Below are 12971 nucleotides of genomic sequence, written 5' to 3'. Positions count from 1 at the left end.
CATACACACAGGCCACCGCCCTCAACGGCGACCCGATCACCTGACCAGCGCGGATCAGGAAGGCCGCAGCCCGGCGAAGAGTGCGTCGAGGACCCGGTCCACATACTCGTGGGTCAGCGGTTCCTGAGTGATCAGCAGTTGGAAGTACAGCGGCCCAGACAGGATCGCCATCGCCAGTTCCAGGTCGAAGTCGGGTGCCACCTGACCCTGGTCGCGGGCCGCCTTGAGCCGGGCGACGGTCTTGTCCGCCTGCGGGGCGATAAAGCGCTCGTTCAGCGTGACGGCGACCTGGCGATCATGCTGGGCCTCGCCTACCAAGGCCTGGAACAGCGGGCCGAAGGGCGGCCCACCGAGCAGGTCCACGGCCGCGTAGATCTGCGCCCGCAGATCAGCGGCGATGTCGCCGGTGTCGGGATAGTCCAGGCTGGACTCGTTCAGCGACAGCAGCGAGTCGAGTAGCAAGGCTCCTTTGGATGACCAGCGGCGGTAGATCGTGTGCTTTCCGACGCCGGCGCGGGCCGCGACCGCTTCGATGCTCAGCCTGGCGTAGCCGATCTCCCGGCCCAGCTCCAGCGTGGTCAGCATGATGGCTTCGGTTCGCTCGGCGCCACGGCGGCGGGGTGCGTCGGTCATTCCGACACCTTAACGGTACGGCACGTGCCGTACTTGACTCGGAGAGGCCTCCCCGGCATGATCCTATCGGCACGGCCCGTGCCGTTCCGACGAGGAGAGACTGCGATGCCCGTTCCCGCCGACCCCACCGCGCTGCACCCGATGCCGGACCAACCGCGGGTGGTGCTGCTGAAACCGCTGATCACCTCGCCACTGATCGAAGCCGGAGAGTTCTCCTACTACGACGACCCGGATGATCCAACCGCGTTCGAGACTCGCAACGTGCTCTACCACTACGGGCCCGAGAAGCTCGTCATCGGTAAGTTCTGTGCACTGGGCGAAGGCGTGCGGTTCATAATGAACGGCGCAAACCACCGCCTCGACGGCCCGTCGACGTTCCCCTTCCCGATCATGGGTGGTTCCTGGGCCGAGCACTTCGACCTCATCACCGGTCTGCCGGGGCGAGGCGACACCGTCGTGGGCAACGACGTCTGGCTGGGCTACCGAGCCATGGTGATGCCGGGTGTCCATATCGGCCATGGAGCAATCATCGCGTCGGGCGCCGTCGTGGTCGACGACGTCCCCGACTACGGCATCGTCGGCGGCAACCCGGCCCGGCTGCTACGCCGCCGCTACAGCGACGCCGACATCGACCGGCTCCTCGCCGTAGCTTGGTGGGACTGGCCGTTCGAGCGCATCACCGAGCACGTCCGCACGATCATGTCCGGCAGCATCGACGACCTGGACAGGTGCGCATGAAGCACACCGATGTGACCATTGTGGGTGCCGGCCCGTCATCAGGGTCCCGGAGGACAAGGTCACGAAGAATCGGCTCCATCTTGACGTCATGCCGATCGACGTGAGCCAGGACGAGGAGGTCGAGCGGCTGATCGATCTCGGCGCCAGGCGAGTCGACATCGGTCAGGGCAGGCAGAGTTGGGTCGTGCTGGCTGATCCGGAAGACAACGAGTTCTGCGTTCTGCGTAGCATCGCGCCGTAGCAGACAGCCGTCCCGCCGATCGCCGGCCACGTCACGCGATGTCTCCACGAGCAGTTTGAGAGCTGTCTCGCGGCCCGCGTGCAACCACATCATGGGCCTTTCATCCTACCTTTGCTGCGGATTTTGTCGGGATTGATAGAAATTCAGGCTTCGATGCAAGATAGACGAGCCTAAATCCTTGACTCAGTGCCCATGTTGCTGGTTAATCACATCTACGTGTCGGCCGTGTTCACCCTCCCGGATGACCGACGACGCCGGCCGGCCGTCGAATCGATTCGACCACCGTCAGCGGCCAAGCCTTGACCCGAAGTCGTGAGGCTGCCGGGTGAGTCACAGGAGGTTGCCGTGCACCATACGAACGTCCGCTGCGGCGGCCGACCGTCGGCGTCGGCCAGAGGACTGGCCGCGACCGTGGCGCTCAGCCTGCCTCTGACGCTGGCCGGCCTGACCCTGGCGACCCCCGAGCCGGCCCTGGCCGCGCCGGGCGACAGCCTGCAGGGCACCGACTACGACCGGGCCAACTACGGCGGTTTTCTTGCCGAATCGATTCGAACATGCAGAACCGTTGTCCGTAGCCCAGACCCGACGGGCTGCGGGCGCCGGACGATATGACGCACAACCCCTTCAGCCTCGGTGTCGAGAGGAACTCCTGATGACGGACCTGCCCGTGAGCCGTAGGCGCCTGCTCGCCACCGCCGCCCTGACCGCCGGCTCGGCGGCCCTGATCCCGGCCGTGGGCGCCGGACGGGGCGCCGCCGCTGCGCCTCAGGTCATCCTGCCCGAGCGCGGGATCTACGACGCGACCGCGGCGACAACCTGGACGGACGGGTTCCTCACCGGCAACGGCGAGTACGGCGCCGTCCTGTACGGAACGCCGACCCTCGAAAAGGTGATCTTCAATCACCATCGCTTCGTGATGCCCAACGGCAGCCGGGGCGTGACCCCGCCAGTAATCTCAGGGCGGCTGGCCGGCGTACGAGACAAGGCGCTGGCCGGAAACTACGGCGGAGCCAACACGGACTTCGCGGCCGGCTGGAGCCTGCGCTGGACCCAGACCTACCACCCCGGCTTCGAGTTGCAGATCAGCACCCCCGGCATGACCACCGCCAACGGGTACGCCCGCATCACCGACTTCCGGACCGGGGAGGTCACCTCCACCTGGACCGACAGCAACGGCACCTGGACCCGCCGCGCCTTCGCCTCCCGAGCCGACAACGTCGTCGTACACGAACTGACCCCGGCATCCGGCCGATCGATCGACGCGACGCTGAGCGCCAACACTTCCCTCGCCGGTGTCCCCGGCTCGGTCCGTTTCACCACCCTGGCCAGCGTCATTGACGGTTCTGGCTACCTGAACCTGCGAGGCACCTACCCGTCCGGGCAGGGCGCGTTCGGCTTCGAGGGCGTCACCCGGGTCGTCGCCACCGGTGGCACGGTAGCCGCGAACGGGTCGAGCATCGTCGTCACCGCGGCAACCAGGCTCCTCCTGCTGACCAAACTCGATCGGTACGAGTCCCCCACGGCCTGGGACAGCAGGCCGTTGCACGCGGCGCTGGCCGCGGTGCGCGCCGACTATGCCGAGCTACGGACGCGGCATGTGGCCCTTCACTCGGCGATGTACGACCGCTCCCGCCTGGACCTGAACGTGTCCGCCGTCGACCGGCAGCTGCCGACCACCGAGCTGATCGCCCGGCAGAACGCCAACCGCAACACCATCGATGTGGCCCTGCTGGAACGGCTCTACGACAGCGGCCGTTACCTGTTCATCAGCTCCAGCGGCGTGCTGCCGCCGCGGTTGACCGGAATCTGGGCCGGCACATGGAATGGCGCCTGGGCCGACGATTTCACCACCGATGCCAACATCAACCTGCAGGTCGCCGGCGGCAACATTCTCGACCTCACCGATGCCATGCAGGGCTATTTCAACCTGATCCTCGGTCAGCTCGCCCACTGGCGCACGAACGCTCGCAACCTGTACGGCGCCCGCGGCTTCCTGGCCCCATCGCGAACCGACGGCGAGTACGGGTACATGCTGCACTTCGACCCCGGCTTCCCCGGCCAGTGCTGGACCGGTGGCGCGGACTGGTTGCTCTACCCGCTGCTGGAGTATTACCAGGTCACCGGGGACCGGACGTTCCTGGCTGAGAAGCTGGGACCGGCGCTGATGGAGCTGGCGCTGTTCTACGAGGACTTCCTGACCCGCACCGACTCGGCCGGCCGTGTGGTGTTCGTGCCGTCGTTCTCGATGGAGAACTCGCCGGCCAGCACGAACGTCCTGCTGGCGATCAACGCCACCGGCGACATCCAGGCCGGCAGACACGCCCTGCGGGCGGCCGTCGAGGCCGCCAACGCGCTCGGTGTCGAACAGGGCGCCGGCCAAGGCGTCGCACGCTGGACGGCCCTGCTGGCGAAGCTACCGCCGTACACCGTCAACGGCAGCGGCGCCCTCGCCGAATGGTCCTGGCCGGGACTCACAGACCGCTACAACCATCGGCACGTCCATCACCTGTACGGCGCGTGGCCCCTGCACGAGATCAATCCCGAGGAGGCGCCCGGTCTGGTCACCGCCGCGCTCAGGGCCCTGGCGCTACGCGGTGACGAGAACACCTCGGCGCACGGCAGCCTGCATCGAGCCCTCGCCTCCGCCCGGCTCAAGGACGGCGCCGGCGTCTACAGCAATCTCCGGAAGATCATCGGCAACAACATGATCTTCCGGTCGCTGATGACGGCACACAACCCGAATCTGGAGACCTACAACGCCGATGCGGCCAACACGCTGCCGGCCGTGCTCAGCGAAGCGCTTGTGTACACAAGGCCCGGCGTCATCGAACTGCTGCCCGCCGTGCCCGGTCAGCTCGCCAGGGGCACCATCACCGGCGTCCGTGGACGCAACCAGGTCCGCATCCACAGCCTCTCCTGGGATCTTCCTGGCCGTTCGGTAACCGTGGTACTCACCTCGACGATCACCCAGGCGATCACCCTCCTCAGCCGGCGCGGGATGGCATCCATCACCACGTCCGCGACGGTCACCCCCTCGCCGCTCGGCCCGCACGCCCGGGTGATCTCGTTGACGGCCGGGCAACAGATACAGGTTGTCGTAGGTCTGCCCGCCACCGGCGGCGTCGTTCGACTGGTCAACCGGCGCAGCGCCAAGGTGCTGGACGTCAACGGTGGCTCCACCACGGACGGGGCGGCTGTCATCCAGTGGCCGTGGACTGGCGCGACCAACCAGCAGTGGCGGCTGCTGCCCAACACCGATGGCTCGTTCCGGCTGTCCGGTGTCAAAAGCGGGAAGGTCCTGGACAGTCCAGGTGGCTCGGGCCAGGGCGCGGGACTCGTTCAATGGGCCGACAATGGCGGACGCAACCAGTGGTGGAATCTCGTCCCGGCGACGACCAGCGGATACTACCGGTTCGTCAACGTGGGTAATGGTTGGTGTGTCGGGGTCGAAGGCGGCTCCACTGCAGACGGCGCCAGGGCGGTCCAGCAACCGGTCAGCGGCGAGATCAGCCAGGAATGGCAAATCCTTGATGCCTGAGACAGGCGGTCAGAGGCACCGGTCGCAGCGGCTCCGGCAATGGGCCGCCAGACTTCCGGCCGGCGCCCGCCAGTCTTCGACCCCGTCGACGGCCGCCAGTACCTGTGCCACGCCAAGCGCCGCCACGCCGGGTGGGTCAGAGCGCGTTTGGTATGTGGGTCGGCCGGGTGTGTCGCACAGTGAGTCCGGTCCGTGGAGGTCCCTGCTCAGTCCTCGTCCTGCCACCTGCGTACATCCGTCTGGTCATGATAGGGCATGCGGTCCGGAGTGGTGATGAATTCCATCGTCGTACCCCAGGGCATGCGGCAGTAGCAGACCTTGTTTCCAGGACCTTCTTCGGTTGTATAGGGAATAGCGCGAGGCGCCGTGAGTGGCGTGCCTCCGGCCCTTTACGTGGTGCGGTCGGGGTGCCCGTGGCGGTACCTGCCCGCCGACCTGCCGCCGTGGCAGACGGACCCGTGAGACCCTGCGCACCAGGCTGGAGATCGTCCGCAAACCCGCCGACCAGCGCGGCTTTGCGGTCCACCCACGCCGGTGGGTCGTGGAGCGCACCCTTCACCGTGGCCGGCCCACGTACCGCGAACTAGGTAGTTCTTGCCGATGTGTAGCGGTTGCCGTCTTGGCACGATCGCATCTGCCGGGTGTGGATCTAGCGGCTCGCTCTCATGCCCGGCGATCCGATGGTCAGTGACCGCAGAGAGGCTTCACGATGGAGAACATTACGGACACCGACGAGGCCGGCATTGACGTGTCGGCCCCGGTGGTCAGCCGCCACAGCGTCACGGTGACCGCGTCGGCGGAAGCCGTGTGGCGGATCCTCACCGACATCGACGCATGGACAACCTGGCTGCCAGAAATCCCGTACGCACGCGTGGAAACACCCGGTCCGCTCGCCCCGGGCTCCGTGTTCCGCTGGTCGGCCGCGGGCATGGAGATCGAGTCGACGATCGTTCAGGTACGACCGCGGGAACGCCTCGTGTGGCGGGGATACGGTGACGGACCGGACGGGGTCCTCGGCGTCCACGTCTGGGCGGTCACTCCGGCCGGCGACGGTGTGGAGGTGTCGACCGAGGAGTCCTTCGCCGGCCCGCCTGTCGATGCCGACCCTGGGCCTTTCCAGGAGGGCCTCGACACGACCCTCGCCATGTGGCTGGAACGACTCAAGGGCACCGCCGAGGCGGTGACCGCCTCGTGAAGAATCGAGTTTTTGCCGTCGCGACGGCAGTGGTCGTGGCCGGCCTCGTGGGCACCGCAGGTGCGCCGGCTCGGGCCGAGGTCAGGCGCGATGTCGGCTCCGACCACGCGACGGTGCGATGTGCGGGAAGGACTGTCGACACCGCGGCGAAGATTCGCTATCGGACGGAGACGACGATCGACGCTCCACTGCGGACCGTCTGGAAGATCCAGACCGACGTGGAACGCTGGCCGTCGTGGCAGAAGCCGGTCTCCTCCAGCAAGCGGCTCGATCGTGGACCACTGCGTCCCGGATCGTCGTTTCGATGGACGACACCGGTCCTCGAGACCGCGCTGAATCCCGCCACGACCCTCGTCGTCACGTCCACCGTCCGGCAGCTTCAGCACCAGAGGTGTCTTCGGTGGGACGGTCCGGCGGTCGGTGCGGGTCTGCGCATCGACGAGGGGGTGCACGTGTGGACCTTCACCGAGATCGGCGGCCGGGTTCTCGTGCGTACCGAGGAGACGTGGCGCGGTGACCAGGTGGAGCAGGACGTCGGTTTCTCCACCGTGGCTCTCGGGGCGGGCCTGGAGACGTGGCTGACGGAGCTGAAGACACGTGCCGAACGGGAGTGTGATCGGGCCCGGCGCTGACGTGACCCAAGGGCCCCGCCGGTCTCGTACCGGCGGGGCCCTTTCGTCGCTCGGTCGGCCCGGCTCCGTCAGCGGAGTAGTTCTCGTAGCTGCCGGCGTGAGGTGATGCCCAGTTTGCGGTAGAGGTTGCGCAGGTGGGCGTCGATCGTTCGCGGGCTGACGAACAGCAGCGCGGCGACCTCCTTGGTGCCTGCGCCGGAGGCGACCTTGCGGGCGACGAGTAGTTCCCGTGCGGTCAGCCCCGCGAGCGGATCGGCGTCGTCGGTCAGGGTCGGCTCGCCGATGGCATCCAGTTCGCGGGCGGCGCGGCCGGCGAACCCGCGCGCGCCGATGGTGGAGAGCAGTTCGTGCGCGGCGCGCAGTTCCACCCGTGCCTCGGCGCGACGGCCGACCCGTCGCAGCCACTGTCCGTAGAGCAGTCGGGCACGCGCGTAGTGGACCCGCATCCTGCTCCCGGCGAACCGGCTGATCGCGGCACGATAGTGGTCCTGCGCGCCGAGCCCCGGGTCGAGCAGCGCACACGCCAGCAGATGCGCGCCCGTCGTCCACGCGTTCGGGTTGACCCGTGCGACATCCCCGATCCAGTCAGCCGATTCCTTGGCTTCTTCGGGACGTCCGAGGTACGCGGCTGCCTCGACCAGCTCGTGGTGGAAGGCGGTGACGGCGTACGCGCCGCGCCGGTGCTGGTCCCGCACGAGCAGCAACGCGTCGAGCGCGGCCTGATGATCGCCGCTGCCGTTGCACAGCACGCTCTCCGCGTAGTGCAGCGCGGTGAAGTTCACCCCCACCCAGCCGCGCAGCTTCTCCCGGATCTCGCGGTACCGGTCGACGTCCCCGCTCCAGGCGGCAAGCATCAGGTCGGACCCGACGAGGTTGGATGTCCCGGCGGCCTCGTCGACCGCACGCGCCTCGATGATGCAGACCTGCGCGTCGGCGAAGCGGCCCACGATCGTCCGGGCTGCCGCCTGGAAGCGCAACGCATGGGGAAGGATCGCGTAGGCGCCCTGTGCCCGGGCGAGATCCACCTGACGGTCGGCGATCTCCTCCATGGCGTCGCTGTCACCGAGGTCGACGCTCAGCACGCAGGCGCGTTCCATCCACCACGGATCCGCGTCGGACGTGCGGGCGTGGTCCCGGAAGGCGTCGACCGTGCGGCGCATCAGGGGCATCGCCTCGTCCACCGGGCGGAGGTTCTGCTCGACCAACGCCTGCAGCAGCAGGTCGACCGGGCGTGGCGGCTGACGCTGGGGCACCCGTTCCCGGATGTGCAGGGCGAGCCGCCGCAACCTCCCCGGCTCGTCGACGCTGAACATGAGCGATGCGAACGCCTCCAGGTAGGTCTCGCGGACCTCGTCGGGCCCCACGCCGTCGGCCGCCTCGATGAGCGCGATCGTCGCCGGAATACTGCGCGCCACGTGATAGTCGATCGTCGCGCGCAGCAGTCGCGCGGCCCGGCGGTCGACGGGGTCCGGCTGGAGACGCTCGGCCTCGTCCACCAACTCCCGGGCGGCAGAAGGCGCCCCCGAACCCAACCGCGCCCGGGCCGCGGCCAACAACCGGCGGGCCTGCCGCGACCGGCCAGGTGTCAGTCGAGCCGCGCGCTCGAGGAACGCGGCCACGGCCGCGAGTCCGCCGCGGCGCTGTGCCCGCCCGGCCGAACGCTCCAGCTCGGCCGCGGTCTCCTCATCCGGGCCGGTAAGCGCGTTCGCCTGGTGCCAGGCGCGACGGTCGGGGTCGACGTCGACGTCGGTACCGGCGGCGAGCGCCGCGTGTGCCTGCCGTCGCGCCCCGGCGCCAGTCGACAGGTACACCGCGGAACGCGCCAACGGATGCCGGAAGTGCACCCGGGGCCAGGTCACCAACAGGCCGCTGTCCTCGGCCGCGGTCAGGTCCACGGCGTCCAGCCCCTGGATCGCCATCGCACGCCGCAGCAGAACGAGGTCACCTGTCGGCTCCGCCGCGGCCAGCGCCAGAACCGAGCGCGTGGGTGCCGGCAGCCGCAGGAACCGACTCACGAACCGGTGCTCCACGGCGCGGTGCCCGGCGTCCCCGGGTAGCCCGAACGGTCCGGCGTCGCGGGCGAACTCCACCAGGGCAAGAGGGTTGCCGGCTGCTTCGGCGAGGATCCGTTGCACGATCGCTGCCTCGTGGCCGAAGGGTGCCCGATACCGCAGCAGGGTGAGGGCTTCCGAATCGGAGAGCCCGGTGAGAGTGAGGGCGGGTAGGCGACCGAACTCCGACACCGAGGCGGCGTCGCGGGCAGCGAACACCATGGCGACCGGCTCCACAGCCACGCGTGCCGCGACGAAGGCCAGTACCAGCCGCGAGCCGGCGTCGATCCACTGCACGTCGTCGACCGCGCAGAACACCGGCCTGCGCCGGCCTACGGCACTCAGCAGGCCCAGGACGGCCAGCCCGACAAGCATCGGGGTCGGCCTGACCCCGGCGTGCAGCCCGAACACCGCGTCGAGCGCGCTCCGCTGCGGTACGGGGAGCCCAGCGCGGTGGTCGAGCACGGGCGCGCACAACTGGTGCAGGGCCGAGTAGGGCAGTTCGCTCTCGAACTCGACACCACCGGCCCGCAGCACCTGCCATCCGTCGAGCCGCGAAGCGGCCTCACCGATGAGCGTCGACTTGCCGATCCCCGCGTCACCGAGAACGAGCATCGCCCCGCCACGGCCCCGCGCCGCGGCTGCCGTCACCGAGGCAATCTCACCCAGCTCCGCCTCTCGAGCGACGAAAGATCCGGATGTGTTGTCTGTCATCAACTTCTGCATGTCGCCGGACGAATGGTGGTGGGGGTCGGTGCGGTGCCCACGGCGGTGTCGGTAGCGGCCCGAACGATGGTATCCACAGCAGTGCACCGATGGGGTCGACAGCTCACCGGGGGCGGCCGCCGGGTTCGGAGTCGGCGCTCCTACGAGGGCAACTCGAACAGTTCCAGCTGGATGCCGTCGGGGTCACGTAGGTAGAGGATCTTCGTCCCGGCCAGCGCCCCCGCTTCGACGCCATCGCCGTCCTGGAGCACGACCGGATCGGCGTTGACGTGCACCCCCCGCTCTACCAGGTCGCGGTGCGCCGCGTCGAGGTCGTCGACCTCGAAACACAGGTGCATCACCCCAACGTCACAGTTGCGCCCGGTGAAGGGCCTCGGCTGCGGGCTGTCGTACTGGATGAGTTCCAGCAGGACGTTGTCACCGGCCAACGCGAAGGATGCCCGCATCGACGCGTTCTCGACCTCGACAACCGCACCGATCGCCGGGTTCGTCGCCGAGATCGTCACGCCGTTCGGCGCGATGCCGAGGACATCCTCGTACCACCTCACCGACCGCGCCAAATCGCTTACCGGCACTCCGATGTGATGCATCCTTGTCACTCTGCTCATGATCCCCATCTTCGAGGGCGGAACCACCACTGTGGAAGGCACAGCTCATCCGCGTACCGCTGGTACCACCCAGCTCCCCGGGCCGATGGCGGATCATGGGGTTCATGAATGACCTCGGAGCCGCGCTGCGGGCCTGGCGGGATCGCATGGATCCGGCCGCGGTCGGCCTCACGAACGCATCACCTCGCCGCGTCGCCGGGCTACGGCGCGGTGAGCTGGCAGCACTGGCCGGCATCTCCCCCGAATACGTGGCACGCCTCGAACAAGGCCGGGCCGCCACACCATCGGCGCAGGTGTGCACCTCCCTGGCCCGCGCGCTACGACTCTCCGACGACGAGGAGGCGCACCTGATGCGCCTTGCCGGCTTCGCCGCGACCCCGGACCGGATACCCCACCTGATCCCCACCAGCCTGCACCGCGTCATCGACCACCTCGACGACACCCCGGTGGCCGTCTACGACGCCGTGTGGCGGCTGCTGCACTGGAACCGGCTGTTCGCAGCCGTCTTCGGCGACCCCGCCGGCGCCACCGCCGACGATCGCAACGCCTTGATCGTCCAGTTCGAATCCCGAAACCCCCGAGTCCGCCAGACCGACACCGAGCGCGCCTACTTCGAGCAGTCGTTGGTGGCAGACCTGCGCGCGACCAGCGCCCGCTATCCAAACGATCCCGACGTGGCGGCACTGATCTCGCGCATGGCCGGGAACGACAGGTTCTGCCACCTCTGGGCCCTCCGCGCGGTGGCCCATCACGAGAGCGCGCACAAGACCGCCGTACACCCGGACGTGGGCGCCATCCCGCTGGACGCCAACGTCCTGACCACCCAGAACACCGACCTGCGCCTCGTGGTCCTCACGCCTCGGCCCGACACCACCGCTCGCGAGAAGCTGGATCGACTGGGTTGACGGGACCGGATCCGGACCTGGAGGCCGCTCAGGCAATAGGCGGCGTCCGAACTCGCCCATCACCGCGTCCGCGTTGACCCCGTCCGCATGTAAATCCCGAGAGGTAGCGGCGGATCGGACGCCGGCCAGCCTACCCCGGCCCGAACAGGCAATTTCTACCGACGCGGGGCGGGGCTCGGTTGCTGGTCGGCTGAAGTGCCTGGCATGATCTGGGCATGATCGAAAGAATCGAGTCCTCCGTCCGCTGGTGAGCGTGACACCCGAGCCTGGACTGCTCGGACCCAACTTGTCGTTATTTGATCATGCATTGCGGATGCATCGCGCGGATCCCGACGTGCCTCTTCTCCGTGACGGTGAGCCGTATCCGGATGATGGACAGCACCGAGGTCGGAAGTCCCGTCCTCGAGAGCCGGAGGATCGGCGCCGCAGCGGTGCTGATGTCGCCAGCGTTTTGGACAGGCATTTCGCCGATCGGTCCACCGTTCCAGGCGATCTTGCCGGGGCGTTCCATGACCTCTATGTTCCGATCCATCCCAACGAACACATCGCGGCTGCTGCCTGTCGAGTGGACGCCGAACGTGTCCGAGCGACCGGTCGCTGGCTTGTCCAGCACGCGACCGATCGCTGCGCTGCAACTGTTGGTCTGGCGTTGCTGACCACCGTATGGGATGACGACGACATCGAGTTGATCAAGACGATCGGGTTGTTGTCGAACCACTTCGGCCCACTGGCCGCCCGCGCGCTCGAACGGCGGTCGTGGTGCGGCGGCTCGGAGGCACTGCTGTGGCTGGCCGAGCGGGTCACGGGCTGGGGACGGGTCTATGTCGTGGAGTCCCTGTGCACGATCGGCAGCACCGCAGCGCGGCCGTGGATGCTGCGACGCGCCTGTGATGGCGACTACCTCAACCGCTACTTCGCCGGAACGGTCGCCACTGCGGCGCACCTACATGAGGCGATCACCGCAGCGAATCCGGACAGCGAGTTGGTCGATCACACCGGCCTGCTGCTGACCATCATGGCTGACAGCGGCGGCACGGGCATCACGCTCGAGCACTACCCGCCCGCCTCCGCCGTTCTAGAGGCCCACTGCGAACACGCCGGCCGCCTAGAGCCGTCGGTAGAGCGTTTCGTCATCGCCGCGCAACTGGCTGAGCATTTACATCACCCAGCGGCGCAACGAATAGCTTGGCCCGAGGGCGGACGAGAGCGCGTTCTGAGCGGCTATCTTTCCCTGCTCGATCGCGACGACTGGTGCACGGTCGCTCGCGCTGGGCTGGCCGCTGGTGATCACCGTGTTACCTGGCTTGTCGAAGCGCTGGCACCAAGCCTTGGGCTTCGAGCGTTCACCGTGAACGACGAGTAGCGTCCGGAGAAAAGGCCGGCGGGGAGCACGTCCGCGCTTTCCTGCCGGCGCCAGCCATTCCGGAACAACAGGCCTGACCACTTCGACCTCTACTAGGAGGTCACGCCGCACCGCTCGAGCTCCATCACCGGAGGTCAAAGACCCGTCTCCGTCCGGCATCTGTGAGCACTTCGGGCGCGGAGACTGATCGGCCAGCCACTAGAGGATCGGGTCGGCGAGGTAGCGGCGTTCTGGACGCCCGGCCGGTCCGGCCTCCACCACTGATGGCTAGCCTCCTGGCCCGCGTACGGCCCGGTCCGGCAAGGGATCCGGGACAACTGGCGTACCGCATCGCCATCTGA

10 protein-coding genes and 1 pseudogene are annotated in these 12971 nt (G+C 68.2%); 8 read left to right on the top strand and 3 right to left on the bottom strand.

What is annotated here, in order from left to right; genetic code table 11:
* Positions 1–54 precede the first annotated feature (54 nt).
* Entirely contained in the window at positions 55–633 is a 579-nt protein-coding gene (locus tag OH804_RS05370) for a TetR/AcrR family transcriptional regulator (RefSeq protein ID WP_196924166.1), read from the bottom strand.
* 105 nt (positions 634–738) lie between these two features.
* Here OH804_RS05370 and OH804_RS05365 point away from each other — a divergent pair, with 105 nt between their 5' ends.
* From OH804_RS05365 to OH804_RS05340, 6 genes and pseudogenes are all read left to right on the top strand, one after another.
* Positions 739–1371: a CatB-related O-acetyltransferase gene (locus tag OH804_RS05365; RefSeq protein ID WP_372433016.1), complete on the top strand. Its 633-nt coding sequence runs from the start codon at positions 739–741 to the stop codon at positions 1369–1371.
* A 40-nt stretch (positions 1372–1411) separates the two neighbouring features.
* Positions 1412–1612 (top strand): annotated as a pseudogene (locus OH804_RS05360) (VOC family protein); the annotation flags it as partial.
* A gap of 411 nt (positions 1613–2023) precedes the next feature.
* Positions 2024–2224: a hypothetical protein gene (locus OH804_RS05355; protein ID WP_406063232.1), complete on the top strand. Its 201-nt coding sequence runs from the start codon at positions 2024–2026 to the stop codon at positions 2222–2224.
* 40 nt (positions 2225–2264) lie between these two features.
* Positions 2265–5150, top strand: coding sequence for a glycosyl hydrolase family 95 catalytic domain-containing protein (locus OH804_RS05350; RefSeq protein WP_406063230.1), 2886 nt, complete (start codon positions 2265–2267; stop codon positions 5148–5150).
* A 709-nt stretch (positions 5151–5859) separates the two neighbouring features.
* Positions 5860–6345, top strand: a complete 486-nt coding sequence (locus OH804_RS05345) for an SRPBCC family protein (protein WP_406063228.1) — start codon at positions 5860–5862, stop codon at positions 6343–6345.
* Positions 6342–6977 carry an SRPBCC family protein gene (locus OH804_RS05340; protein ID WP_406063226.1) on the top strand — a complete coding sequence of 212 codons (636 nt, stop codon included), beginning with the start codon at positions 6342–6344 and terminating at the stop codon, positions 6975–6977. Before OH804_RS05345 ends, OH804_RS05340 begins: the two co-directional genes overlap by 4 nt.
* A gap of 68 nt (positions 6978–7045) precedes the next feature.
* Here the strand turns inward: OH804_RS05340 and OH804_RS05335 are convergent, their stop codons facing one another.
* On the bottom strand, positions 7046–9742 hold the full coding sequence (locus OH804_RS05335) for an AAA family ATPase (RefSeq protein ID WP_406063224.1): 2697 nt from the start codon (positions 9740–9742) through the stop codon (positions 7046–7048).
* A gap of 152 nt (positions 9743–9894) precedes the next feature.
* Positions 9895–10344 carry a VOC family protein gene (locus OH804_RS05330; RefSeq protein WP_406063222.1) on the bottom strand — a complete coding sequence of 150 codons (450 nt, stop codon included), beginning with the start codon at positions 10342–10344 and terminating at the stop codon, positions 9895–9897.
* A 122-nt stretch (positions 10345–10466) separates the two neighbouring features.
* On the opposite strand from OH804_RS05330, the gene OH804_RS05325 reads away from it, so the two are divergent.
* The gene (locus OH804_RS05325; protein ID WP_406063221.1) at positions 10467–11267 is read left to right on the top strand and encodes a helix-turn-helix transcriptional regulator; all 801 of its coding nucleotides are present in this window, start codon (positions 10467–10469) and stop codon (positions 11265–11267) included.
* A gap of 247 nt (positions 11268–11514) precedes the next feature.
* Positions 11515–12630: a hypothetical protein gene (locus OH804_RS05320; RefSeq protein WP_406063219.1), complete on the top strand. Its 1116-nt coding sequence runs from the start codon at positions 11515–11517 to the stop codon at positions 12628–12630.
* The last annotated feature ends 341 nt before the right edge of the window (positions 12631–12971 follow it).

This window comes from Micromonospora sp. NBC_00860 (genome assembly GCF_045207375.1).
Classification (GTDB): domain Bacteria; phylum Actinomycetota; class Actinomycetes; order Mycobacteriales; family Micromonosporaceae; genus Micromonospora; species Micromonospora vinacea.
Note: the sequence above shows the minus strand (reverse complement) of the source record. Positions and strands in the feature narration are given on the sequence as shown.

Excerpts from the sequence above, each read along its gene's own strand:
- OH804_RS05370 (WP_196924166.1), bottom strand. The coding sequence starts at position 633 with ATGACCGACGCACCCCGCCGCCGTGGCGCCGAGCGAACCGAAGCCATC.
- OH804_RS05325 (WP_406063221.1), top strand. The coding sequence starts at position 10,467 with ATGAATGACCTCGGAGCCGCGCTGCGGGCCTGGCGGGATCGCATGGAT.
- OH804_RS05365 (WP_372433016.1), top strand. The coding sequence starts at position 739 with ATGCCCGTTCCCGCCGACCCCACCGCGCTGCACCCGATGCCGGACCAA.
- OH804_RS05330 (WP_406063222.1), bottom strand. The coding sequence starts at position 10,344 with ATGCATCACATCGGAGTGCCGGTAAGCGATTTGGCGCGGTCGGTGAGG.
- OH804_RS05350 (WP_406063230.1), top strand. The coding sequence starts at position 2,265 with ATGACGGACCTGCCCGTGAGCCGTAGGCGCCTGCTCGCCACCGCCGCC.
- OH804_RS05335 (WP_406063224.1), bottom strand. The coding sequence starts at position 9,742 with ATGACAGACAACACATCCGGATCTTTCGTCGCTCGAGAGGCGGAGCTG.
- OH804_RS05345 (WP_406063228.1), top strand. The coding sequence starts at position 5,860 with ATGGAGAACATTACGGACACCGACGAGGCCGGCATTGACGTGTCGGCC.